Here is a 23065-nt window from a genome sequence, read left to right as displayed (position 1 = left end):
TGCCTGGGCATAGGGCGGGCGTGCTTATAATGCGCATGGGCTTTGAGGGGGAGAGAGCGGGATGCTGTTACGTGGCCTGACTTGGCTGGTGCTGTTTCAATTGATCGGTACGGCGATCAATCATTTGCTGTTGCCGGTACTGCCGGGGCCGATCATCGGGCTGCTGTTGATGCTGGGCTTTCTGGTCTGGCGCGGTGAAGTCGGCGAGCCGCTGAGCCTGGCGGCCGGCAGCCTGTTGCGTTATCTGCCGTTGCTGTTGGTGCCGCCCGCCGTGGGAGTGATGGTCTACGCCAAGGACATTGTCGCGGACTTCTGGGCTATCGTCGGGGCGCTGGTGTTGTCGCTGGTGATCGCCATGGGCTTTGTCGGTGTGCTGATGCAGCAGATGGTCAGGCGCAAGGAGAAGGACCAATGATGCTTGACTGGCAGGGCGCCTGGACGGCGGTCATTCATCATCCGTTGTTCGGCATCGGTATCACCCTGGGCGCCTATCAGTTGGTGCTGGCGGGGTACGAGAAAACCCGCTGGATCTTCCTGCAACCGGTGCTGGTGTCGATGTTGCTGGTGATCGGTGTGTTGCTCGCCTGTGGCCTGAGTTACGCCGAGTACCGCGAAAGCACCGAGATCATGGGGATCCTGCTGGGGCCTGCAACGGTGGCATTGGCGGTACCGCTTTATCTCAACCTGCGGCGGATTCGCCAATTGTTCTGGCCGATTTTTACTACGCTGGTGGTAGGCGGGGTGCTGGCTACCGGCTTGTGTATGCTGTTGGGGTGGTGGTTCGGTGCCGAACACAGGGTGCTGATGACCATGGCACCCAAGTCGGTGACGTCGCCGATTGCCATGCTGGTCGCCGAACAGATTGGTGGCGTGGCGGCATTGGCGGCAGTGTTTGTACTGATCACCGGGGTGGTCGGCGCGATGATCGGCCCGGCGTATCTGTCGCGCCTGGGCGTGCACAGCCCTGAAGCGCGGGGCATGGCGCTGGGCATGACCGCCCATGCGGTCGGCACCTCGGTGGCCCTGCAGGAAAGCGAAGAGTGCGGCGCCTTTGCGGCGCTGGCCATGAGCCTGATGGGCGTGGCGACGGCGGTGTTTCTGCCGTTGGCCGTGTCGGTAATTGTTTAACCCGGGTTTTAAGGAAACCGTTATGAGTCTGACGCTGTTCCCACTCAACACTGTGCTGTTCCCAGGCTGCACCCTCGACCTGCAGATATTTGAGGCGCGCTACCTGGACATGATCAGCCGCTGCATGAAAAAGGGCGAAAGCTTTGGTGTGGTGTGTATCTTCAATGACCAGGAAGTGGGCATAGCCCCGGACGGCTACGCGCTGATCGGCTGCGAAGCGTTTATTCGCGACTTCAAACAGCAGGACAATGGCCTGCTGGGGATTCGTGTCGAGGGTGGCCGGCGTTTCCGCGTACTAGACGTCACGGTGCAGAAAGATCAATTGCTGGTGGCCGAGGTTAAATGGTTGGAGGAGATGCCGGATCGGCCTCTGGAAGAAGAGGACGCCGACTTGCTGGCGCTGCTGGAGGCCCTGGCGGAGCACCCGATGGTGGCTTCGCTGGAGATGAACGCCCATGCCGAAAGCCAGCAGGCCCTCGGCAACCAACTGGCGTACCTGCTGCCGTTTACCGACGCCGATAAGGTCGACTTGCTGCGAATTGACGATCCGCAGCAGCGGCTGGATGCCATTCAGATGTTGCTGGATGAATTGCAGGGTGAGTTGTTCACCTGAGATACAGAATTTTCTGCGGTTGCTTTCGGATTTTGCTACGTCATTTCAGGCGCGGCGCCTGCAATATTTTCCGATCACACCATAATGATCGGGGATGACCATGATTCGTCTGACACCATCGGAACAAGTCGCCTGGGACACGTATTTTGTCAGCGTGACCACGCAATTGCTCCAGCAGGACGCCACCCGGGGCGCAGAGTACATCGCAGAGCGCGCCGCCGACATTGCCGACGAGATGCTGCTGGAGCGACGCGAGCGTTGCGTGGAGCGTCGCTCTGCTTCAGTGGACTGGATTGGCCCGGCCAAGGGTCAGTAGGCGTACCTGAGCAATGCATGGGAGGTGCCGGTGAATGCAATGAAGCCGAGCACCGCCACCACCGCCGGCAATACCAGCCACCAGGCTTTTTGCGTCATTGCCGGCAGCGGGCTGCGGTACTGGATCACGGTCAGGCTGAACGCACACACCGTCATGGCCAGTAGCGTGCCTGCGAGGATGTCGCTGGGCCAGTGAGCGCCCAGGTACACCCGCGACAGAGCAATGAATGCGGCGGGTATGCAGCCCAGCAGCATCCAGGTCAGGCGCAACCGCGTGGGTTGGCCGCGACCGGCCAATACCGCGAGCGCCAGGAAGAACGCAAAAGCGCCGGAGGCATGGCCGCTGGGCATACTGAAACTGGTCAACGGGTCGGTCAGAATCTCCGGGCGGCCGCGGGCAAAAAACAGCTTGGTGCCGGTGTTGATCACCGCCGCGCCTGCCAGGGTCGCTCCCACAAACAGCGCGTGGCGCCATTGCCGGGCCACAAACAACAGGGCGGTGAACACCGCGCTGGCGACGAACATTTTCTTGAACTCGCCCAATTGCGTGATCCGCACCATCACCTCATCCAGCCACGGGCTGCGATGCTCCTGCACCAGGGCGCTCAGGCCCTGATCGAAGTCATTGAGATGCGGGTAGCCGATAAACAGCGCGATCAGCAGGGTCAGGCTGGCACAACCGATCCACAACGTTGCGCGACGATGGGCGCGCAGGCTGCTGTTCAAACTCAATCCCAATAGCGCCGCCAGGCACGCCGCGACAATCGCCGCTTCCGGCCAGAAACCTTCCGGCAAGGGCAGGCGGAACGCGGCACCGGCTGCCCAGCCCGGCAGCAGATACGCCACTGACCAACCGGCGGCGGCGATCAGGCTGACGATCGCAAAGCGCGGGAACGGCATGTCGCACATACCGGCGACCATCGGCAGCATGGGGCGCAATGGCCCGATGAAGCGCCCGACCAGCAAGCTGGCGATTCCGTACTTGTGGAAGTAGGTTTCTGCGCCATTCATCCATTCCGGATGATGTCGCAGGCCCGGCAAGCGCCGGATGTTCTGATGGAAATGTCGGCCCAGGTAGTAGGAAACCCCGTCGCCCAATAGACCGCCGAGGAAGCCCAGCAGCAGGGTTTCACTCAGTGACAACGCACCGCTGCCGGCCAGTGCGGCAATCGCAAACAGCAATACCGTGCCCGGCACGATCAGCCCGGCAATGGCCAGGCACTCCACGCACGCGACAATAAACACCGCGGCTGCCAGCCATTGCGGGTTCAGGGTCAGCCAGCCGGTGATGCTATCGAGCCATTGGCCCATACAATCCACTCCATAATGAGACGGTGAATTTCCACTGTGGGAGCTGGCTTGCCCGCGATGGCTGCGGCATGGCCAGCATGGAAGTTGCCTGGCCCACCGCTATCGCAGGCAAGCCAGCTCCCACATGGGATGTGTCGCCCGTTAGATCAAAAAATAATCGCGGCCTTCGACCTGCCCGCGGCGCAGCGGGTTCCGCGTGCAATACGGCGCATAGCCGGCATCGACGAAGCGGTACATCAAGTGTTCATCGCGCCCGCTGGGAATGCCCAGCCGGGTGGTCTGGATAATCTGTGTGGGCACCTGGCCCACATCTTCGACATACAGCAGTTCCTGATCGAAGCGCTTGGCGTCCCACATCGGCACTTTCAGGCCCAGTGCCTTGCACAACAGGGTCTGCCCGGCGCACAGCTTCTGCGCCGGGCGCGGGCTGCCGTCGGGGTTGGGGTTGTTCAACAGCATTTGCGCCAGGCTCGCCGGCCCGCAGATTTCATCGACCCACGGGTAAGCCGACTTGATCAGCACGGCATTCCCCGGGCCGTGGGCGCTGAAGTTCAGGGAATCACCGCCCCTGGCGTAGTACATATAGATATGACCGCCATCCAGAAACAAAGCCTTACGCTTTTCTGTGTAGCCCAGCGACGCATGGCTGCCTTTTTCGGCCACGTAATAGGCTTCGGTTTCAATAATTCGCGCCGAAAGCCAGAGATCACCGACACGGTGGCGAATGATTTTCCCCAACAGTTCTTGCGCGAGCAGTTGTGCATCGCGGTCGAAGAAGCCGTCGGGCAGGGCGCTTGCGGGGAGTGGGGCGTTAAGTCCGGGCATGGCGTTCAGGGTTATTACGGCTAAATGTGACGGAATAATAACAACTCTCACCTTAATTACCGCTGAACCCCGGGTTTTTACAGTTCATTTCGACCATCCGCCCCTCACCGCTGTCAGTCGAGCGGCGTCACAGCTATAATCTGCCGCTTTCCTCTTTGCCAAGACTCCCTGACCATGACTGAGTCCGTTCTTGACTACATGACCCACCTGGGTCGCGCTGCCCGTCAGGCCTCGCGGTTGATCGCCCGTGCGAGCACTGCGCAGAAGAACCGTGCGCTGCTGGCGGCTGCCGATGCTCTGGATGCTTCGCGCTCCGAGTTGACCGCTGCCAATGAACTGGACTTGGCCAACGGTCGCGCCAATGGCCTGGAACCTGCCTTGCTGGATCGCCTGGCACTGACCCCGGCACGTATCGACGACATGATCGAAGGCCTGCGTCAGGTGGCCAAGCTGCCTGACCCCATCGGTGAAATCCGCGACATGCGCTACCTGCCGTCCGGTATCCAGGTCGGCAAGATGCGCGTGCCGCTGGGTGTGATCGGCATCATCTACGAGTCGCGTCCGAACGTGACCATCGACGCCGCGAGCCTGTGCCTGAAGTCGGGCAACGCTACCATCCTGCGAGGCGGCTCCGAGGCGATCAATTCCAACCGTGCTATCGCCGCCTGCATCCAGCAAGGCCTGGCCGTGGCCGAGTTGCCAGCTGAAGTGGTGCAAGTGGTGGAAACCACCGACCGCGCGGCTGTGGGCGCGTTGATCACCATGCCGGAATTCGTCGACGTGATTGTGCCCCGTGGCGGCAAGAGCCTGATCGAGCGCGTCAGCCGCGATGCCAAGGTGCCAGTCATCAAGCACCTGGACGGCGTGTGCCACGTCTTCATCGACATCGCCGCCGACCTCGACAAGGCGATTCGCATTGCCGACAACGCCAAGACCCACCGCTACGCGCCGTGCAACACCATGGAAACCCTGCTGGTGCACGCCGGCATTGCCGAGCGCGTGCTGCCGCCGCTGGCTGCCATCTACCGTGACAAGGGCGTGGAACTGCGTGGCTGCGAGCGTACCCGTGCACTGCTCGGCAGCGATGTGATCGAAGCGACTGAACAAGACTGGTACACCGAATACACGGCGCCGATCCTGTCGATTCGCATCGTCGACGACCTGGATCAGGCCATCGAACACATCAATAAATACGGCTCCAAGCACACCGACGCCATTGTTTCCGAGCATTTCAGCGATGCCCGGCGTTTCCTCAATGAAGTGGACTCCGCTTCGGTGATGATCAACGCCTCGACACGTTTTGCCGACGGCTTCGAGTATGGCCTGGGGGCGGAGATCGGTATCTCCACCGACAAGCTCCATGCACGCGGCCCGGTTGGCCTTGAAGGGCTGACCAGCGAGAAGTACGTAGTGTTCGGCGACGGTCATGTGCGCACTTGATGGCTAAACGCATCGGGCTGCTCGGCGGTACTTTCGACCCCGTGCACATCGGCCATTTGCGCAGTGCCCTGGAAGTCGCCGATGCCCTGGCGCTGGACGAGGTGCGGCTGCTGCCCAATTTTCGGCCGCCGCATCGCGATACGCCGCAGGTGTCAGCGCAACAGCGCCTGGAAATGGTGCAGGTGGCCGTAGAGGGCATACAGCCGTTGATGGTGGACGACCGCGAGCTCAAGCGCGATAAACCGTCCTACACTGTCGACACCCTGGAGCTGATGCGCGCCGAGATGGCCGCAGATGACCAGTTGTTTCTGCTTTTGGGCTGGGACGCATTTTGCGGCCTGCCCTCTTGGCACCGCTGGGAGGAGCTCCTCCAGCATTGCCACATCCTGGTTTTGCAACGCCCGGATGCCGACAGCGAACCGCCGGATGCCTTGCGCAACCTGCTGGCCGCGCGGTCGGTAAGTGACCCCTTGGCCCTGACCGGGCCGAACGGGAATATTGCATTCGTCTGGCAGACCCCGCTTGCGGTGTCCGCCACCCAGATCCGTCAACTGCTGGCCAGCGGTAAGTCGGTACGTTTCCTGGTGCCTGACGCGGTCCTGGCCTACATCGATGCGCACGGGCTTTACCGTGCGTCGAACTGAAAAGGCGCGCTTGAACGCACGAACCGTGCAGCAAGCGCCCGAACATACGAGCAAAACGAGTTTTATATGACGAACAAAGACGTAAGCAAAGTTAAGCGCAAAGGCACCTTCAAAAGCGCACCGCTGCCGGTTGAAGCCCACGTGGGCCCGGAATTGGCTGGCGAAGAGCTGGTGAAAGTGGCCGTGGCCGCCCTGGAAGACGTTAAGGCCCAGGACATCCAGGTGCTGGACGTACGCGACAAGCAAAGCATCACCGACTTCATGATCATCGCCACCGGTACCTCCAACCGCCAGATCGGCGCGATGCTCGACAAGGTTCGCGAAGCCGTCAAAGCCCAGGGCGTGAAGCCTCTGGGTGAGGAAGGCAAGGGCGACAGCGACTGGGTACTGCTGGACATGGACGATGTGATCGTTCACATGATGACCTCCAACGCCCGCCAGTTCTACGACCTGGAACGTCTGTGGAAAGGCGCCGAGCAGAGCCGTGCCGCCGATGGCAAGCACCACAGCCCGGAAGTGGGCCACGCGCACTTCGACAAGCTCAACAAAGACCAGGAATAAGGAACGGCTGTGCGCCTGCGTCTGATCGCTGTCGGTTCACGCATGCCCAAGTGGGTGGAAGAAGGCTGGCACGAGTATGCCAAGCGTCTGCCCGCTGAGCTGTCGCTTGAACTGGTGGAAATACCGCTCAATACCCGGGGCAAGAACGCCGATGTGGCGCGCTTTATTCGCCAGGAAGGCGAAGCCATGCTGGCCAAGGTCGGCCCCAACGAGCGTATCGTCACTCTCGAAGTGCACGGCAAGCCCTGGAGCACCGAGCAGTTGGCGGTGGAACTGGATCGCTGGCGCCTGGATTCGCGTACGGTCAACTTCATGGTCGGTGGCCCCGAGGGGCTTGCGCCGGAAGTCTGCGCGCGAGCCGATCAGCGCTGGTCGTTGTCGGCGCTGACATTGCCGCACCCGTTGGTAAGGATTCTGATCGGTGAACAGCTGTATCGCGCCTGGACAGTTCTGTCCGGGCACCCTTACCACAAATAGTCTGCGCTGCCCCCGATGACCCAGCCGATCCGCATCAAGGACCACGAGAAAGACGCACGTCTGGTACGCGCGCGGGTGGTGTTCGGTGCGATTTTGGTGGTGGCGTTGATGTGCGTGCTGATTGCGCGTCTGTATTTCCTGCAGGTGATCCAGCACGACTATCACTCCACGCTGTCGGAAAACAACCGGGTGCATGTGCAGCCGATTCCGCCGACCCGTGGGCTGATCTTCGACCGCAATGGCGTGGTGGTCGCGGATAACCGCCCCAGCTTCAGCCTGAGCATGACCCGTGAGCGTTCCGGCGACTGGCAGCAGGTGCTCGATGTGATTGTCGAGGTGCTGCAACTGACGCCGGAAGACCGTGTGATCTTCGAGAAACGCATGAAGCAGGGGCGCCGGCCGTTCGAGCCGGTGCCGATCCTGTTCGAGCTGACCGAAGAGCAGATCGCCCGAATCGCCGTGAACCAGTTCCGTCTGCCGGGTGTGGAAGTGGTGGCGCAGTTGGTGCGCCACTATCCGCAGGGGGCGCACTTTGCCCACTCGGTCGGCTATATGGGGCGGATCAACGAGAAAGAGCTTAAAACCCTCGACCCGGTCAATTACAGCGGCACCCATCATATCGGCAAGACCGGCATCGAGCGTTTCTACGAGCCCGAGCTGCACGGCCAGGTGGGTTACGAAGAAGTCGAGACCAACGCCCGCGGCCGCGTCTTGCGCGTGCTCAAGCGCACCGACCCGATACCGGGCAAGGACATTGTGCTGAGCCTGGACATCAAGTTGCAGGAAGCGGCCGAGATGGCCCTGGGTGGCCGGCGTGGCGCCGTGGTGGCGCTGGACCCGAAAACTGGCGAAGTGCTGGCGATGGTCAGTCAGCCGAGTTTCGACCCTAACCTGTTCGTCACCGGCATCAGCTTCAAGGCCTACGCCGAGCTGCGCGACTCCATCGATCGACCGCTGTTCAACCGCGTATTGCGCGGCCTGTATCCACCGGGTTCGACCATCAAGCCGGCGGTGGCGATCGCCGGCCTGGATTCCGGCGTGGTCACGGCCTCCAGTCGGGTCTATGACCCCGGCTACTACATGCTGCCCAACTATGATCACAAATACCGTAACTGGAACCGCTCCGGTGACGGCTATGTCGACCTGGACACCGCGATCATGCGCTCCAACGACACCTATTTTTACGACCTGGCCCACAAGCTGGGGATCGATCGCCTGTCTGCCTACATGGGCAAGTTCGGCCTCGGTCAGAAAGTCTCTCTGGACATGTTCGAAGAGTCTCCCGGCCTGATGCCGTCGCGGGAATGGAAGCGTGCGACGCGCCGTCAGGCATGGTTCCCGGGTGAAACCCTGATCCTGGGGATCGGCCAGGGCTATATGCAGGCCACGCCGCTGCAACTGGCCCAGGCCACGGCGCTGGTGGCCAATAAAGGCATCTGGAATCGGCCGCACCTGGCCAAGACCATCGAAGGCGAAAAGCCGGTAGACGACAACCCGATTCCCGATATTGTGCTGCGCGACCCGTCGGACTGGGCCAAGGTCAACCACGGCATGCAGCAAGTCATGCACGGCGCACGGGGTACCGCACGCAAGGCGGCAGCCGGCGCGCAATACCGCATCGCCGGCAAGAGTGGTACGGCCCAGGTGGTCGCGATCAAGCAGGGCGAAAAATATGACCGTTCCAAGGTTCAGGAGCGTCACCGCGACCACGCCTTGTTTGTCGGCTTCGCCCCGGCTGACGACCCGAAAATCGTGGTCTCGGTGATGGTCGAGAACGGTGAGTCCGGCTCTGGCGTCGCGGCGCCCGTGGTGCGGCAGATCATGGATGCCTGGCTGTTGGCCGAGGATGGCAAGCTCAAGCCCGAATATGGCGGCCCCCCATCAAGCCCCGAGGTTACGGCCCGTGAAGAGTAATTTTGACCGCATCCTCTCCAGCGAGGATGTGATGCGTCGCCGTGCGACGTTGCTGCAACGCATGCACATTGATGGCCCCCTGCTGATCCTGCTGCTGACCTTGGCGGCCGGCAGCCTGTTCGTGCTGTATTCGGCCAGCGGCAAGAACTGGGACCTGCTGATCAAACAGGCGTCCTCGTTTGGCCTGGGCCTGTTGTCGATGGTGGTGATCGCCCAGCTTGAACCACGCTTCATGGCGCGTTGGGTGCCGCTGGGGTATGTCGCCGGCGTGTTGCTGCTGGTGGTGGTGGATGTCATGGGCCATAACGCCATGGGAGCCACGCGCTGGATCAACATTCCCGGGGTGATTCGCTTCCAACCGTCGGAATTCATGAAGATCCTGATGCCGGCCACCATCGCCTGGTACTTGTCCAAGCGCACCTTGCCGCCACAGCTCAAGCACGTGGTGATCAGCCTGCTTCTAATCGGTGTGCCGTTTATTCTGATCGTGCGCCAGCCTGACCTTGGCACCTCATTGCTGATTCTGGCCGGTGGCGCGTTCGTGCTGTTTATGGGCGGCTTGCGCTGGCGCTGGATCCTCAGCGTGCTGGCCGCTGCCGTCCCCGTGGCCGTGGCCATGTGGTTCTTCTTCATGCACGACTATCAGAAGCAACGGATCCTGACGTTCCTCGACCCGGAGAGCGACCCGTTGGGCACCGGCTGGAACATCATCCAGTCCAAGGCGGCCATCGGTTCCGGCGGCGTATTCGGCAAAGGCTGGTTGCTGGGCACCCAGTCCCATCTGGACTTCTTGCCCGAAAGTCATACCGACTTCATCATCGCGGTGATGGGCGAAGAGTTCGGCCTGGTGGGCATTTGCGCCTTATTGTTGATCTATCTGCTGTTGATTGGTCGCGGCCTGGTGATTACCGCCCAGGCGCAGACGCTGTTCGGTAAATTGCTTGCCGGCAGCCTGACCATGACTTTTTTTGTTTACGTTTTCGTCAACATCGGTATGGTCAGTGGCCTGCTGCCGGTGGTTGGGGTGCCGTTGCCATTCATTAGCTACGGCGGAACTTCGCTGGTGACATTGCTGTCAGCGTTTGGGGTTTTGATGTCGATTCATACGCATCGCAAGTGGATCGCACAGGTTTGAATAAGGTGAAGATGTCAATGCAAGTAATGCGCGGCTGGGCGACTCGGCATGCGACCTGGATGGGCCTGATTGGGCTGCTGGGGGCAACGCAAGAGGCGCAGGCCGGTGACTACGATGGTTCACCCCAGGTCGCCGAATTTGTCGGTGAGATGACCCGCGACTACGGTTTTGCCGGCGAGCAACTGATGGGCGTGTTCCGCGAAGCCCAGAAAAAGCAGGCGATCCTCGACGCCATTTCCCGCCCCGCCGAACGCGTGAAGCAGTGGAAGGAATATCGCCCGATGTTCCTTACTGACGCACGTATTGCCCGCGGCGTGGACTTCTGGCGCCAGCATGAAGCCGTCCTGGCCCGCGCCGAGCAGGAATACGGCGTGCCGGCCCAGGTCATCGTCTCGATCATCGGCATTGAAACGTTCTACGGCCGCAATACCGGCAGCTACCGGGTGATCGACGCCTTGTCGACCCTGGGCTTCGATTACCCGCCGCGAGCCGAATTCTTCCGCAAGGAGCTGCGCGAATTCCTGCTGCTGGCCCGCGAAGAACAGGTCGACCCGATGACACTCAAGGGCTCGTACGCCGGCGCGATGGGCTTGCCGCAGTTCATGCCGAGCAGCTTTCGCGCCTATGCGGTGGACTTTGACGGCGACGGCCATATCAATATCTGGAGCAACCCCGACGACGCCATCGGCAGCGTGGCCAGCTACTTCAAGCGTCACGGCTGGGTTGGCGGCGAACCGGTGGTTATCCGCGCCGATGTCACAGGTGAGCGCGCCGATGAAGGCTTGACCCAGGGTATCGAGCCGGTCAAGACCGTCGGGGAGTTGCGAGCGCTGGGCTGGTCGAGTCAGAATGCGCCACGCGACGACATGCCGGTGACGGCATTCCGCCTGGAAGGTGCAAACGGCCCGGAATACTGGATGGGCCTGAAGAATTTCTACGCAATCACGCGTTATAACCGCAGTGTGATGTACGCCATGGCCGTGCATCAGCTGTCAGATGAGCTGGTTCAAGCACGGGGCAACAAGTAATGCGGGTATCGCCGTTCAAAAAACCGCTCAAGCTGGTGGCGTTCGCCGCGTTGTCCTTGCTGGTTGCCAGTTGCTCCACCACCCCTAACCGTGCGCCTGCCAAGAAGGCCGGCGGCACGGTGGTGCGCGCCCAGCCGGGCCTGGACATCAACCGTGCGCACAAAGATGGCGCGCCGTGGTGGGATGTGGATGTCTCGAAAATCCCGGATGCCACGCCGACCCTGCACACCGGCCCCTACAAGGCCAACCCCTACACCGTGCTGGGCAAGAATTACTTCCCGCTGCAGGAATCCAAGACCTACGTGCAGTCCGGCACCGCGTCCTGGTACGGCACCAAGTTTCATGGCCAGAACACCGCCAACGGCGAAGTGTATGACCTGTACGGCATGAGCGCGGCCCACAAGACCCTGCCGCTTCCCAGCTATGTTCGCGTTACCAACCTGGACAACAACCGTACGGTAATCCTGCGGGTCAACGACCGCGGGCCGTTCTATTCGGACCGGATCATCGACTTGTCCTACGCCGCGGCCAAGAAGCTTGGCTACGCCGAAACCGGCACTGCACGGGTGAAAGTCGAGGGCATCGACCCGGCGCAGTATTGGGCCCAGCGTGGCAAGCCGGCGCCGTTGATGCTTAACGAACCGGCAACCCCCCAACCGCAAGTGACGGCCTCGACCGGCAAGATCGAGCAGTGGACGCCGCCGCCGGCGCAACATGCTCCGGATACCGTCGTCGTCCCTCACGCAGCACCGGGCGCCTCGATGGCGGGCGGGCAATACCTTCAGGTCGGCGCTTTCGCCAACCCGGATGCGGCAGAACTGTTAAGGTCCAAGCTCAGCGGTATGGTCAGCGCGCCGGTCTTCATCAGTTCCATCGTGCGTAACCAGCAAACGTTGCACCGTGTACGCATGGGCCCGATCGGTTCGCCAAGTGAAGTGGCGCAAGTGCAGAACAGCGTCCGCCTGGCCAACCTGGGGCAACCCAGTGTGGTCACCGCAGAATAAGTAACGGATTGATGGCTCAGGTGCGCCTGCGCGCTTGAGTCCAGGTTGTTGGCTCGTTGAACAATAAAAACCCAGGGGCAAGGGGTGAGCGGGCAACCGAACACGTGACAGTCTGGAAGCGGGCTGTCTGAATAGTTTTGCCCGCGAGGGCAAGTTTCCATAAGCAATTTCGAGAGACGGATGAACATCACCACCTTAGCCAAACGCACGTGCCTGCTTATCTCGCTGATCATCACCCCGGCCGCCTGGGCGGTTGAAATGGTGCCGGCCTCCCCGCAACTGGCCGCCAAGTCGTGGGTCCTCATGGACGCCGCCAGTGGCAACGTGCTGGTCGAAAACGGCGGTGATGTACGCCTGCCGCCAGCCAGCCTGACCAAGCTGATGACTGCCTATATCGCGACCCTGGAAATCCGTCGCGGCCAGATCGGCGAGAACGATCCGGTCACCGTCAGCGAAAACGCCTGGCGTACCGGTGGTTCGCGGATGTTCATCAAGGTCGGCTCGCAAGTCACCGTCAGTGACCTGTTGCACGGCATCATCATCCAGTCCGGCAACGACGCCAGCGTCGCCCTGGCCGAGCACATCGCCGGCAGCGAAGATGCGTTCGCCGACGTGATGAACAAGACTGCCGCCGACCTGGGCATGACCAACAGCCACTTCATGAACCCGACCGGCCTGCCGAACCCAGAGCACTATTCGTCGGCTCACGACATGGCGATCCTGGCGCGCGCGATCATCCGCGTTGACCCGGTGCACTACGCGATCTACTCCCAGAAGGAGTTCTTCTGGAACAACATCAAGCAGCCTAACCGCAACCTGCTGCTGTGGCGCGACAAGACCGTCGACGGCCTGAAAACCGGCCACACCGACGAAGCCGGTTACTGCATGGTGTCGTCCGCTGTGCGTGATGGCCAGCGCCTGATCGCCGTGGTATTCGGCACCAACAGCGAACAGGCCCGTGCGGCCGAGACGCAAAAACTGCTGACCTACGGCTTCCGCTTCTTCGAAACCCAGACCTTCTACCAGAAGGGTGCCGAGCTTGCGACCGCGCCGGTATGGAAAGGCGCCACCTCCCAAGTCAAGGCCGGCCTGGCTGACGACCTGACCCTGACCATGCCTAAAGGCCAGCTGAAAAAGCTCGCCGCCAGCATGACCCTGAACCCGCAATTGGTCGCCCCAATCGCCAAGGGCGACGTGATCGGTAAAGTCGAAGTCAAGCTGGACGACAAGGTGGTGCATAGCGCCGACCTGATCGCGCTGGACGCTGTCGAGGAAGGTGGTATCTTCCGCCGCGTATGGGATAGCATCCGTCTATTCTTCTACGGCTTGTTCAACTGATTGTGTGCACCTGCAAAGCCCCGCGTTGATCCAGCGCGGGGCTTTGCCCGTCGCCACGGCTTAGCGCTTACGAGGCTGTTCTGCCATGACCGATAAAGACGTAGAAGTAAAGGCGCCAAAGATCGAATTCCCTGTGACGGATTATCCCGTCAAGGTGATCAGCGATACCGGTGTCGGCCGCAAGGACAAGATTCTCGAAATCGTCAGGAAACACGCGACGATCAACGACAACCGCGTGGACGAGCGTCAAAGCTCCACCGGCAAGTACACCACGATTCAGTTGCACATCGTTGCGACCGATCAGGACCAGCTCTACAACATCAACAGCGAACTGCGGGCCACCGGCTTCGTGCACATGGTGCTGTGATGTCGCACGTTCTGGGCTTTCGCGAGCTCGGCCAGATGGCCTACGAGCCGGTCTGGCATGCCATGCAGCGCTTTACCAACGAGCGCGGCACCTCGGCTCCGGATGAAATCTGGCTGGTGGAACACCCGCCGGTATTCACCCAGGGGCAGGCCGGCAAGGCCGAGCATCTGTTGCTTCCGGGTGATATTCCGGTGGTGCAGGTCGACCGGGGTGGCCAAGTGACTTACCATGGCCCAGGGCAATTGGTGGCTTACCTGTTGCTGGATGTGCGCAAGCTGGGTTTTGGCGTGCGCGACCTGGTCAGCCGCATGGAGGCTTGCCTGATCGAGCTGCTGGCCAGTTATGGCGTGACCGCCGCGGCCAAGCCCGATGCACCCGGTGTGTATGTAGACGGCGCGAAAATCGCCTCCCTGGGGCTGCGTATTCGCCACGGTTGTTCCTTTCATGGCCTGGCCTTGAACGTGGACATGGACCTGGCGCCGTTCCGGCGGATCAACCCGTGCGGTTATGCCGGGCTGGCGATGACCCAACTGAGCGATCATGCCACACCGATTAAATTTGCCGAGGTTAGTGCCCGGCTGCGCGCGCAGCTCGTCAAACACCTCGACTATGCAGAGCAGACGACCCTGACGGGCGGAATCGATTGATATGACTACTGATGTTGTGCAAACCATGATCCCGACGCTGGACATCACTGAGCGTCCAGCCCCGGCCCCGCGTGCCAAGGTGGAAGCCGGCGTTAAGCTGCGCGGCGCCGAGAAGGTTGCACGCATCCCGGTCAAGATCATCCCGACTACCGAACTGCCGAAGAAACCCGACTGGATTCGCGTGCGCATCCCGGTTTCGCCGGAAGTCGACCGTATCAAGTCCCTGCTGCGCAAACACAAACTGCACAGCGTATGCGAAGAAGCGTCCTGCCCGAACCTGGGTGAATGCTTCTCTGGCGGCACCGCCACGTTCATGATCATGGGCGACATCTGCACCCGTCGTTGCCCATTCTGCGACGTAGGCCACGGCCGTCCGAAACCTCTGGACGTCAACGAGCCGCAAAGCCTGGCCATCGCCATCGCCGACCTGAAACTCAAGTACGTGGTGATCACGTCGGTCGACCGTGACGACCTGCGCGACGGCGGTGCCCAGCACTTCGCCGACTGCATCCGTGAGATCCGCAAGCTGTCACCCAACGTGATGCTCGAAACCCTGGTGCCGGACTACCGTGGCCGTATGGACGTGGCTCTGGAAATCACCGCCGCCGAGCCGCCAGATGTGTTCAACCACAACCTGGAAACCGTGCCGCGCCTGTACAAGGCTGCGCGTCCGGGTTCGGACTACCAGTGGTCGCTGACCCTGCTGCAGAAATTCAAGCAGATGATGCCGCACATCCCGACCAAATCCGGCTTGATGCTGGGCCTGGGCGAGACCGACGAAGAAGTCATCGAAGTCATGAAGCGCATGCGCGAACACGACATCGACATGCTGACCCTTGGCCAGTACCTGCAACCATCGCGCAGCCATTTGCCGGTGCAGCGTTTCGTGCACCCGGACACCTTCGCCTGGTTCGCCGAGGAAGGTTACAAGATGGGCTTCAAGAACGTGGCGTCGGGCCCGTTGGTGCGTTCTTCGTACCACGCCGACGAGCAGGCCAAGCTGGTCAAGGCAAGCCTGGTTTCGTAAGCCGCCCCCAGAATCAATGTGAAATGCTGGCTTGTGTGGGAGCTGGCTTGCCTGCGATAGCATCACCTCGGTGTCACTGATACACCGAGGCGCTTGCATCGCAGGCAAGCCAGCTCCCACATTTCGTTCTGCGTCATATAGGGAGAACCATAGATGACCGCCGCCGTACCTGCACTGCGCCCCGAAGGCACCATCGGCCTGATCGCCCCCGCTGGCCCTGCCGCGCTGGACGTTGAAAAAGCCGGGCAATGGATGCGTGCCCGCGGTTACGACCTGCGCATTTACCCCGGTGTATACGAGCGCGACGGCTACCTGGCCGGCAGCGATGAAGTGCGCCTGCGCGACCTGCACGCCGCCTTCGCCAATCCCGACGTCGATGCCATCTTCTGCCTGCGCGGCGGCTACGGCACGCCACGCTTGCTCGACGCGCTGGACTACGACCTGCTGCGTGCCAACCCCAAACCATTCGTGGGTTACAGCGATATCACCGCCTTGCACCTGGCGATCAACCGTTACGCCGGCTTTGTCACATTCCACGGGCCGATGCTCAATGCCGACCTGCTGGGCGATAAGCAACAGCCAACCGAATCCTCCCTGTTCAGCCTGCTGCGTGGCCAACTGGGCGCCGGCAGTGTGCTTGCGCACCCGGTGGCCTACCCATTGACCACGATCGAGCCAGGCATTGCCTGTGGGCGCTTGCTGGGCGGTAATCTGTCGATGATTGCTGCAACAATGGGCACGCCGTATGAAATAGACGCCGAAGGCATCATCCTGTTTATCGAGGACGTCAACGAGCCGCTTTATCGTATCGACCGCCTGCTGACTCACCTGCGCCTGGCCGGCAAGCTGGCCCAGGTCGCCGGTGTGCTGGTAGGGGATGTGGCGGGTGTGGATAACGGTGCGCTGGAGCGGTTGCTGAAGCAGACCTTCGAACCCCTGTGCGTTCCGGTGCTGGCTGGCTGGCGCAGTGGGCATTGCGACCCCAACCTGACGTTGCCGATGGGTGCTTTGGTGCGCTTGGATGCGGGGGAGCGGCGGGTGGTGTTGGAGCAGGATGTAGTGTTCAACCCCTGAGTTTTTTACAGTCTGCTAAACCGCAATCGGGGGCTTGCCCCCGATTGTGGTAGTCGCCATACAACTATTTACCGGCCTTGCAGCGATTCCAGCAACTTCACCGTCGGATACCCATCCGCCGGCCAGCCCAACGCCTGCTGCGCCGCGCGAATCGCCTTGCGCGTATTGGCGCCGATAATCCCATCCGGGTTACCGGCGTCATAGCCTTTGGCGCTGAGTGCCGTTTGCAGGTCGATACGCTGGGAGCGGCTCAGCGGCAGCTCATCTTTGGGCCAACTGCCACGAATCACACCGCCGCCGCCAAATCGCTCCGACAATAGGCCAACCGCCAGCGCATAGGACGACGAATTGTTGTACTTGAGGATTGCGCGGAAGTTATCCAATACCAGGAATGCCGGGCCACGGTAGCCAGCCGGTAACAGCAGGGCGGCGGACAACTGGTCGACATTGGCCGGCAGGCTCACGCCAGGGGGGAGTTGGATGCCCAGTTGCAGCCATTGCGCCACGGTCTTGCGCACGCCGCCATCGGCCAGGCTGTAGTCGAAGCCCGACGGCAGCGGCTGCACTTCAACGCCCCATGGCTGGCCTTTCTGCCACCCGGAGCTTTGCAGGTAATGCGCCGTGGAGGCGAGGGCGTCGGACGGGCTGTTCCAGATATCGCGACGACCATCACCGTCAAAGTCCACCGCATGGGTGTTATAGGTGGTCGGGATAAACTGCGTCTGGCCCATCGCACCGGCCCAGGAACCTTTCATCTGGTCGGCTTGAATATCACCATGCTGGATGATCTGCAGCGCTGCCAGCAGCTGCGCCTGGGCAAAGGCCGGGCGACGGCCTTCATAGGCCAGGGTGGCCAGGGAGCGGATCACCGAATTATTGCCCTGGAACGCGCCGAAGTTGCTCTCCATGCCCCACACCGAGACCAGTGCCTGGCGGTCGACGCCATAGCGCTGTTCGATGCTTTGCAGAATATCAGCGTATTTGACCAGCAGCGCCTGACCATTGCGCACGCGCACCGGTGACAGGGCGCCGTCGAGGTATTCCCACACCGGGCGGGAAAATTCCGGTTGGCTGCGGTCGGCGCGAATCACCGCCATATCAGGGGTGACGCCGGCAAAAGCGTTATCGAACACAGCCGCAGTGATCCCGGCTTGCAGCGCTTGCGCACGGAAGCCAGCCTGCCATTCGGCAAAGGTCTGGGTCGGTTGGATATCAAGATTATCCACTGCCAAGGGGGCAACCACAGCCGGTGCGATAGCCGGTGCCGTCTGGAGCTTGGGCAGGGGCTGAGCGTCCGCGGCGGTAGGTTTTTCCGCGCAGGCGACAAGCAGAATGAGGCTGGAGGCAGCGATCAATTGGCGTAGGTGCCAACGACGAGAAAGACTAGAGGGCATGCACAGGTCCAGGGGGTTACAAATCAGGTACAGACCTTATCATGCCAGAGGGGCGCTTGCCTTCAGGCAGCCAGAAAGTAAGAAGCCTCCCAGCTATTAGACTGGAAGGCTTCGCGGCGGTAGCTGCCTTTGCCCTTGCCGGCGCGTTCCTGACGGCTGCGGAACAGTGGCTGGGCGATGATGGATTTGGCCTTGTTGGGGCCATGCTTGGATGGCTTTTTGCTCATGGTGTCTAGTCTCTGTGGGTGGTGGAGCGGGCAAATAATCTGCCTAAGTTGAGCGGCTGTAAAGCCCCGCGAAGTGTAGGAAAGGTACGCAGGTCAAATGTGGGAGGGGGCTTGCTCCCGATAGCGGTACATCAGTGAAACATAAATTCCTGACACACTGCCATCGGGAGCAAGCCCCCTCCCACATTGGATCTATGGTGTTTTCAAGAGAGGGTTATTCGGCTGGCAGGGTGAGGCGCTGGCCGGCCATCAATAGCGACAAACGGCTCAGGCTCATCCACGGCGAGCCGGCTGCCTGGCCCTTGATCTGCGCATCGATGCGCTGCGCTTCCAGCAACAGTTGCGCCCAGCGTTGCGCCGAGTGCCGTTGCAGGGCTTTGCTCATCAGCGGTTTGCGCTTGTCCCACACCGGTGGCCTGGCCTGGCTGAAGCATTTGTCCAGCGGTGTGCCCTGGCTGTATTGCAAGGCGATATTCGCCAGTACTCGCAGCTCCCGGGCCAGGGCCCAGAGGATCACCGGCGGTTCCACCCCTTCGCCACGCAAGCCTTCAAGCATACGCAGCGCGTGGGCGGGCTCACCGTTGAGGATCGCATCGACTAGGCCGAACACATCAAAGCGAGCGCTATCGGCCACTGCGCCTTGTACGGTTTCGACGGTGATCTGCCCATCCTCGGCCATCAGCTTGAGCTTTTCGATCTCCTGGGCGGCGGCAAGCAGGTTGCCCTCGACCCGGGCGGCGATCAGCTCCACGGCATCTTGTGTCGCCGCCAGCCCCGATTGTGACAGGCGCTGACGAATCCACTGCGGCAACTGGTTGCTGTCCACAGGCCAGATCTGGATGAACTGGGTTTGCGCACCTTCTACCAGTGCCTTGCCCCACTTGGTTTTCTGCGCGCTGCCGTCGAGCTTGGGCAGGCTGATCAGCAGCACGGTGTCTTCGGCAGGGCGCGAGCAGTACTCCATCAGCGCCGCCGCACCTTTGTCGCCGGGCTTGCCCGAGGGCAGGCGCAGCTCCAGCAGGCGCTTTTCGGCAAACAGCGACATGCTCGCGCCGGCTTGCAGCAGGGTACCCCAGTCGAAACTGGCGTCAGCACTGAATACCTGACGTTCATCGAAACCTTGCTGGCGCGCGGCAGTGCGGATAGCGTCGGCCGCTTCCTGGCACAGCAGCGGGTCATCACCGCTGACGATATAGACAGGCGCAAGGCCACCTTGCAGGTGTTTGGCGAGTTGGGCGGGGGCGAGTTTCATAGGCAGGGCGAACGGGGCGCCAGGGGCGCCCCGTCTGGCTTACTCGACAGGAACTTCAACAGGCGATTGTTTCGGCGTGTTGTCTTCATACTCTTGCGCGGCTTTCAGGGCATCGGCGTCAGCCTTGGCCTTGTTGTCGGCGGTTTGCTGCAGGGCGGCGAGTTTTTCCGGGGTCAGCATTTGCAGGCGAGTCATCATGCGCTGGATCAGCTCACGACGCATTTCCTTGCGCACCTGGAGGGTCTCGGAGTCCGAACCCACCAGGTTATTGCCATCGTGGCTCACGACTTTCTGCACCTGGATCTTGTCACCCATCAGCGGCAACTGATCGCGACCCTGTACTTCGAAGTAGAGCGCAGTGTTCAACTCCACATCGGACGCACGGCCGGCACTGGCGTAGCTGATATTGCGCTGGGTTTCTTTCTCGTCCGTCAGGATCAGTTTGTAGGTCGCGCCGTTGTACACGTGCACGCCGCTGTTCTCCAGGGTCTGGCGCAGCTGGGTGACGGTTTCGCCATAGGCGTTGCGGGCGCTGACGTCGAGTTCCTTGAGCGACAGCTCGTTGGTGCCGGTGCCGCGCAGCTGGAAGCCGCAAGCGCTCAGCAGCACGGCAAGGCCCATAACCAGCAGATTGCGTTTGATCATTTTGTTGCTCCCCTTGAAACCAGGTGGGCCTTATCCAGGCCCTAAAGGTTTAGTTCGGCGCAGGGCCCAAGCCCCGCGCCCGATCCGATTTAGCTGGCGACGATGTTGACCAGTTTGCCGGGCACCACGATCACTTTGCGGATCGTCAAGCCTTCGGTAAAGCGCAGCACGTTTTCGTTGATGCGCGCAGCCGCTTCGACCTCTTCACGGCTGGCACTGGCCGGCATGTCGATCTGGCCGCGCAGTTTACCGTTAACCTGGATGACCAGTTGCAGCGTGTCCTGAACCAGGGCGCTGTCATCCTGTACCGGCCAGGCGGCATCGATGACGGCGCCGCTGTGGCCCAGGCGGTTCCACAGGTCGTGGCTGATATGCGGCGTGATCGGTGCGAGCAGCAGGGTAACCGTTTCCAGGCCCTCGTGAATCAGCGCGCGATCAAGTTCGGTGGCCTGCGGGGCTTTTTCCAGCACGTTCATCAGCGTCATCACCTGGGCGATGGCGGTGTTGAACTTGTGGTTCTGCCCTACGTCCAGGCTCGCCTGGCGGATGGCCAGGTGAGTGCTGCGGCGAATGGCTTTCTGCTCGTCGTTCAAGGCCGCGACGTCCAGCTTGCCCGGCAAGCCCTGACTGACATGGGCATGGGCCAGGCGCCAGACGCGCTTGAGGAAGCGGTGCGAGCCTTCGACGCCGGAGTCGGACCATTCGGCGCTCATGTCGGGCGGCGAGGCAAACATCATGAACAGACGGCAGGTATCGGCGCCGAACTGGTCGATCATCGACTGTGGGTCGACGCCGTTGTTCTTGGACTTGGCCATCTTCTCGGTGCCACCGATTTCCACCGGCAGGCCGTCGGCTTTCAGTTTGGCGCTGATCACCTTGGCTTTGCTGTCACGCTCAAGTTCGACGTCCGCCGGGTTGAACCAGGTGTAGGCGCCATTGGCTTCGCGACGATAGTAGGTATCGGCGATCACCATGCCCTGGGTCAGCAGGTTCTTGAACGGCTCATCGGAGCTCACCAGGCCTTCGTCGCGCATCAGCTTGTGGAAGAAGCGCGCGTACAGCAGGTGGAGAATGGCGTGTTCGATACCGCCGATGTACTGATCCACCGGCAGCCAATGGTCGGCTGCGGATTTCTCCACCAGGCCACCTTCATAGTGCGGCGAGGCGTAACGGGCGTAGTACCAGGAGGACTCCACGAAGGTGTCCATGGTGTCGGTTTCACGCTTGGCCGGTGCGCCGCATTTCGGGCAGTTGCACTCGTAGAACTCGGGCATGCGCGCCAATGGCGAGCCAGCACCATCTGGCACTACATCTTCAGGCAGCACGACGGGCAGTTGGTCTTCCGGTACCGGTACATCGCCGCAGGTTTGGCAGTGAATGATCGGGATCGGGCAGCCCCAGTAGCGCTGGCGGCTGATACCCCAGTCGCGCAAGCGGAACTGGGTGCGCGAAGCACCGAGGTTCTTCTTGATCAGCGCGACTTCGATGGCGTCGAAGGCGCCCTGGAAGTCCAGGCCGTCAAATTCGCCGGAGTTGATCAGGGTGCCGTGCTCGCCGTAGGCGTCTTGCCACGGGGCTGGGTTGGTGTCGCCCGAGCTGGTACGTACTACCGACTTGATCGGCAGGCTGTATTTGGTGGCGAATTCGAAATCGCGCTCGTCGTGGGCCGGCACGGCCATGACGGCGCCGTCGCCGTAGTGCATCAGCACATAGTTGGCGACCCATACCGGCAGTTTCTCGCCGGTCAGCGGGTGCTCGACGAACAGGCCGGTCGGCAGGCCTTTTTTCTCCTGGGTGGCGACGTCGGCTTCCGCCACGCTGCCGCCCTTGCATTCGGCGATGAACGCCTGCAGCTCGGGGTTGTTCTGTGCCGCCTGGGTGGCCAGCGGGTGTTCGGCGGCGACCGCGACGTAAGTCGCGCCCATCAGCGTATCCGGACGGGTGGTGAAGACTTTCAGGGCGCCCGCTTCGCCGATGGAATCGACGTTATACGGGAACTGCACTTCCATGCCCTTGGATTTGCCGATCCAGTTGCGCTGCATGGTCTTGACCTGTTCAGGCCAGCCCGGCAGATCGTCGAGGCTCGACAACAGTTCATCCGCGTAGGCGGTGATCTTGAAGTAGTACATCGGGATTTCGCGCTTTTCGATCAGCGCGCCGGAGCGCCAGCCGCGACCGTCGATGACCTGCTCGTTGGCCAGTACGGTCTGGTCGATCGGGTCCCAGTTCACGGTACCGCTCTTTTTGTAGATCACACCTTTTTCGAACAGGCGCGTGAACAGCCATTGTTCCCAACGGTAGTAATCGGGCTTGCAGGTGGTGACCTCGCGGGACCAGTCCACCGCCAGGCCCAGGCTGCGCAGCTGGGTCTTCATGTAGGCGATGTTTTCGTAGGTCCACTTGGCGGGCGCCACGTTGTTTTTCATCGCGGCGTTTTCTGCCGGCATACCGAAGGCGTCCCAACCCATGGGTTGCAGGACGTTTTTGCCGAGCATGCGCTGGTAGCGGGAAATCACGTCGCCGATGGTGTAGTTACGCACGTGCCCCATGTGTAGCTTGCCGCTGGGGTAAGGGAACATCGATAGGCAGTAGTAAGTCTCCTTGCCTGGCTGTTCGCTGACTTCAAAGGACTTTTGCTCGTCCCAGAAGGTTTGTGCGGCATTTTCTATTTCACGGGGCTGATATTGTTCGTGCATGGC

At 61.4% G+C, this 23065-nt stretch carries 24 protein-coding genes; 17 read left to right on the top strand and 7 right to left on the bottom strand.

Going from position 1 to position 23065, the window contains the following annotated elements; genetic code table 11:
- Window positions 1-61: 61 nt before the first annotated feature.
- The 4 genes from TK42_RS18860 (at window position 62) to TK42_RS18845 (ending at window position 2057) form a co-directional block, all read left to right on the top strand.
- On the top strand, window positions 62-415 hold the full coding sequence (locus tag TK42_RS18860; RefSeq protein WP_005791782.1) for a CidA/LrgA family protein: 354 nt from the start codon (window positions 62-64) through the stop codon (window positions 413-415).
- Window positions 412-1128, top strand: coding sequence for an LrgB family protein (locus tag TK42_RS18855; protein WP_103734862.1), 717 nt, complete (start codon window positions 412-414; stop codon window positions 1126-1128). The genes TK42_RS18860 and TK42_RS18855 overlap by 4 nt, the downstream gene beginning before the upstream one ends.
- A 22-nt stretch (window positions 1129-1150) precedes the next feature.
- Window positions 1151-1741 (top strand): LON peptidase substrate-binding domain-containing protein, encoded by a 591-nt coding sequence (locus TK42_RS18850; RefSeq protein ID WP_103734861.1) that lies wholly within the window; start codon window positions 1151-1153, stop codon window positions 1739-1741.
- Between the two features lie 100 nt (window positions 1742-1841).
- Window positions 1842-2057, top strand: coding sequence for a hypothetical protein (locus TK42_RS18845; RefSeq protein ID WP_032881203.1), 216 nt, complete (start codon window positions 1842-1844; stop codon window positions 2055-2057).
- Here TK42_RS18845 and TK42_RS18840 read toward each other — a convergent pair.
- Window positions 2051-3367, bottom strand: coding sequence for a bifunctional DedA family/phosphatase PAP2 family protein (locus tag TK42_RS18840; protein ID WP_032879286.1), 1317 nt, complete (start codon window positions 3365-3367; stop codon window positions 2051-2053). The two genes, TK42_RS18845 and TK42_RS18840, sit on opposite strands and share 7 nt — an antisense overlap.
- A gap of 141 nt (window positions 3368-3508) precedes the next feature.
- The gene (locus tag TK42_RS18835) at window positions 3509-4192 is read right to left on the bottom strand and encodes a DNA-3-methyladenine glycosylase (protein WP_103734860.1); all 684 of its coding nucleotides are present in this window, start codon (window positions 4190-4192) and stop codon (window positions 3509-3511) included.
- Between the two features lie 174 nt (window positions 4193-4366).
- Here TK42_RS18835 and TK42_RS18830 point away from each other — a divergent pair, with 174 nt between their 5' ends.
- The 13 genes from TK42_RS18830 to TK42_RS18770 all read left to right on the top strand — a co-directional run bounded on the left by TK42_RS18830 (window position 4367) and on the right by TK42_RS18770 (window position 16848).
- Window positions 4367-5632: a glutamate-5-semialdehyde dehydrogenase gene (locus TK42_RS18830; protein ID WP_103734859.1), complete on the top strand. Its 1266-nt coding sequence runs from the start codon at window positions 4367-4369 to the stop codon at window positions 5630-5632.
- Complete coding sequence (nadD, locus tag TK42_RS18825) at window positions 5632-6276, top strand: nicotinate-nucleotide adenylyltransferase (RefSeq protein ID WP_032879289.1); 645 nt, start codon at window positions 5632-5634, stop codon at window positions 6274-6276. Before TK42_RS18830 ends, nadD begins: the two co-directional genes overlap by 1 nt.
- A gap of 66 nt (window positions 6277-6342) precedes the next feature.
- Window positions 6343-6837 (top strand): ribosome silencing factor, encoded by a 495-nt coding sequence (rsfS, locus tag TK42_RS18820; protein ID WP_003176298.1) that lies wholly within the window; start codon window positions 6343-6345, stop codon window positions 6835-6837.
- 9 nt (window positions 6838-6846) lie between these two features.
- Window positions 6847-7314, top strand: coding sequence for a 23S rRNA (pseudouridine(1915)-N(3))-methyltransferase RlmH (rlmH, locus tag TK42_RS18815; RefSeq protein ID WP_003176297.1), 468 nt, complete (start codon window positions 6847-6849; stop codon window positions 7312-7314).
- A gap of 15 nt (window positions 7315-7329) precedes the next feature.
- A complete protein-coding gene (gene mrdA, locus TK42_RS18810; protein ID WP_103734858.1) occupies window positions 7330-9228 on the top strand; it encodes a penicillin-binding protein 2 in 1899 nt (632 codons plus the stop codon).
- A gap of 31 nt (window positions 9229-9259) precedes the next feature.
- On the top strand, window positions 9260-10363 hold the full coding sequence (gene rodA, locus TK42_RS18805) for a rod shape-determining protein RodA (protein ID WP_050549432.1): 1104 nt from the start codon (window positions 9260-9262) through the stop codon (window positions 10361-10363).
- 17 nt (window positions 10364-10380) lie between these two features.
- A complete protein-coding gene (gene mltB, locus TK42_RS18800; protein WP_005791758.1) occupies window positions 10381-11391 on the top strand; it encodes a lytic murein transglycosylase B in 1011 nt (336 codons plus the stop codon).
- Window positions 11391-12395 carry a septal ring lytic transglycosylase RlpA family protein gene (locus TK42_RS18795; RefSeq protein ID WP_103734857.1) on the top strand — a complete coding sequence of 335 codons (1005 nt, stop codon included), beginning with the start codon at window positions 11391-11393 and terminating at the stop codon, window positions 12393-12395. Before mltB ends, TK42_RS18795 begins: the two co-directional genes overlap by 1 nt.
- A gap of 180 nt (window positions 12396-12575) precedes the next feature.
- Complete coding sequence (locus tag TK42_RS18790; RefSeq protein ID WP_005791754.1) at window positions 12576-13733, top strand: D-alanyl-D-alanine carboxypeptidase family protein; 1158 nt, start codon at window positions 12576-12578, stop codon at window positions 13731-13733.
- Window positions 13734-13818: 85 nt separating this feature from the next.
- Window positions 13819-14100 carry a DUF493 domain-containing protein gene (locus TK42_RS18785; protein WP_005791752.1) on the top strand — a complete coding sequence of 94 codons (282 nt, stop codon included), beginning with the start codon at window positions 13819-13821 and terminating at the stop codon, window positions 14098-14100.
- Window positions 14100-14747, top strand: a complete 648-nt coding sequence (gene lipB / locus TK42_RS18780; RefSeq protein WP_032879294.1) for a lipoyl(octanoyl) transferase LipB — start codon at window positions 14100-14102, stop codon at window positions 14745-14747. The genes TK42_RS18785 and lipB overlap by 1 nt, the downstream gene beginning before the upstream one ends.
- A gap of 25 nt (window positions 14748-14772) precedes the next feature.
- Window positions 14773-15774: a lipoyl synthase gene (gene lipA / locus TK42_RS18775; RefSeq protein ID WP_164699560.1), complete on the top strand. Its 1002-nt coding sequence runs from the start codon at window positions 14773-14775 to the stop codon at window positions 15772-15774.
- A gap of 153 nt (window positions 15775-15927) precedes the next feature.
- Complete coding sequence (locus TK42_RS18770) at window positions 15928-16848, top strand: LD-carboxypeptidase (RefSeq protein WP_103734856.1); 921 nt, start codon at window positions 15928-15930, stop codon at window positions 16846-16848.
- 68 nt (window positions 16849-16916) lie between these two features.
- Here TK42_RS18770 and TK42_RS18765 read toward each other — a convergent pair whose 3' ends face one another.
- The 5 genes from TK42_RS18765 to leuS form a co-directional block, all read right to left on the bottom strand.
- Window positions 16917-18242 (bottom strand): lytic murein transglycosylase, encoded by a 1326-nt coding sequence (locus TK42_RS18765; protein WP_032879301.1) that lies wholly within the window; start codon window positions 18240-18242, stop codon window positions 16917-16919.
- A 62-nt stretch (window positions 18243-18304) separates the two neighbouring features.
- The gene (arfA, locus tag TK42_RS18760; RefSeq protein WP_003176285.1) at window positions 18305-18469 is read right to left on the bottom strand and encodes an alternative ribosome rescue factor ArfA; all 165 of its coding nucleotides are present in this window, start codon (window positions 18467-18469) and stop codon (window positions 18305-18307) included.
- Between the two features lie 214 nt (window positions 18470-18683).
- The gene (holA, locus tag TK42_RS18755; RefSeq protein ID WP_005791737.1) at window positions 18684-19721 is read right to left on the bottom strand and encodes a DNA polymerase III subunit delta; all 1038 of its coding nucleotides are present in this window, start codon (window positions 19719-19721) and stop codon (window positions 18684-18686) included.
- Between the two features lie 39 nt (window positions 19722-19760).
- Entirely contained in the window at window positions 19761-20366 is a 606-nt protein-coding gene (gene lptE / locus TK42_RS18750) for an LPS assembly lipoprotein LptE (protein WP_032879303.1), read from the bottom strand.
- A gap of 89 nt (window positions 20367-20455) precedes the next feature.
- Window positions 20456-23062 (bottom strand): leucine--tRNA ligase, encoded by a 2607-nt coding sequence (gene leuS / locus TK42_RS18745; protein ID WP_005791732.1) that lies wholly within the window; start codon window positions 23060-23062, stop codon window positions 20456-20458.
- Between the last annotated feature and the right edge of the window lie 3 nt (window positions 23063-23065).

Source organism: Pseudomonas sp. GZJR-8 (assembly GCF_002916705.1).
Taxonomy (GTDB): domain Bacteria; phylum Pseudomonadota; class Gammaproteobacteria; order Pseudomonadales; family Pseudomonadaceae; genus Aquipseudomonas; species Aquipseudomonas synxantha_A.
Note: the sequence above shows the minus strand (reverse complement) of the source record. Positions and strands in the feature narration are given on the sequence as shown.

Bases quoted from the DNA above. Each gene is read 5' to 3' on its own strand.
- TK42_RS18845 (WP_032881203.1), top strand. From the start codon at position 1,842: ATGATTCGTCTGACACCATCGGAACAAGTCGCCTGGGACACGTATTTT.
- TK42_RS18835 (WP_103734860.1), bottom strand. From the start codon at position 4,192: ATGCCCGGACTTAACGCCCCACTCCCCGCAAGCGCCCTGCCCGACGGC.
- mrdA (WP_103734858.1), top strand. From the start codon at position 7,330: ATGACCCAGCCGATCCGCATCAAGGACCACGAGAAAGACGCACGTCTG.
- TK42_RS18790 (WP_005791754.1), top strand. From the start codon at position 12,576: ATGAACATCACCACCTTAGCCAAACGCACGTGCCTGCTTATCTCGCTG.
- TK42_RS18770 (WP_103734856.1), top strand. From the start codon at position 15,928: ATGACCGCCGCCGTACCTGCACTGCGCCCCGAAGGCACCATCGGCCTG.
- TK42_RS18860 (WP_005791782.1), top strand. From the start codon at position 62: ATGCTGTTACGTGGCCTGACTTGGCTGGTGCTGTTTCAATTGATCGGT.
- lptE (WP_032879303.1), bottom strand. From the start codon at position 20,366: ATGATCAAACGCAATCTGCTGGTTATGGGCCTTGCCGTGCTGCTGAGC.
- TK42_RS18765 (WP_032879301.1), bottom strand. From the start codon at position 18,242: ATGCCCTCTAGTCTTTCTCGTCGTTGGCACCTACGCCAATTGATCGCT.
- leuS (WP_005791732.1), bottom strand. From the start codon at position 23,062: ATGCACGAACAATATCAGCCCCGTGAAATAGAAAATGCCGCACAAACC.
- TK42_RS18855 (WP_103734862.1), top strand. From the start codon at position 412: ATGATGCTTGACTGGCAGGGCGCCTGGACGGCGGTCATTCATCATCCG.
- rodA (WP_050549432.1), top strand. From the start codon at position 9,260: ATGCGTCGCCGTGCGACGTTGCTGCAACGCATGCACATTGATGGCCCC.
- TK42_RS18830 (WP_103734859.1), top strand. From the start codon at position 4,367: ATGACTGAGTCCGTTCTTGACTACATGACCCACCTGGGTCGCGCTGCC.
- TK42_RS18850 (WP_103734861.1), top strand. From the start codon at position 1,151: ATGAGTCTGACGCTGTTCCCACTCAACACTGTGCTGTTCCCAGGCTGC.
- nadD (WP_032879289.1), top strand. From the start codon at position 5,632: ATGGCTAAACGCATCGGGCTGCTCGGCGGTACTTTCGACCCCGTGCAC.
- holA (WP_005791737.1), bottom strand. From the start codon at position 19,721: ATGAAACTCGCCCCCGCCCAACTCGCCAAACACCTGCAAGGTGGCCTT.
- TK42_RS18795 (WP_103734857.1), top strand. From the start codon at position 11,391: ATGCGGGTATCGCCGTTCAAAAAACCGCTCAAGCTGGTGGCGTTCGCC.
- lipB (WP_032879294.1), top strand. From the start codon at position 14,100: ATGTCGCACGTTCTGGGCTTTCGCGAGCTCGGCCAGATGGCCTACGAG.
- rsfS (WP_003176298.1), top strand. From the start codon at position 6,343: ATGACGAACAAAGACGTAAGCAAAGTTAAGCGCAAAGGCACCTTCAAA.
- mltB (WP_005791758.1), top strand. From the start codon at position 10,381: ATGCAAGTAATGCGCGGCTGGGCGACTCGGCATGCGACCTGGATGGGC.
- TK42_RS18785 (WP_005791752.1), top strand. From the start codon at position 13,819: ATGACCGATAAAGACGTAGAAGTAAAGGCGCCAAAGATCGAATTCCCT.
- arfA (WP_003176285.1), bottom strand. From the start codon at position 18,469: ATGAGCAAAAAGCCATCCAAGCATGGCCCCAACAAGGCCAAATCCATC.
- lipA (WP_164699560.1), top strand. From the start codon at position 14,773: ATGATCCCGACGCTGGACATCACTGAGCGTCCAGCCCCGGCCCCGCGT.
- TK42_RS18840 (WP_032879286.1), bottom strand. From the start codon at position 3,367: ATGGGCCAATGGCTCGATAGCATCACCGGCTGGCTGACCCTGAACCCG.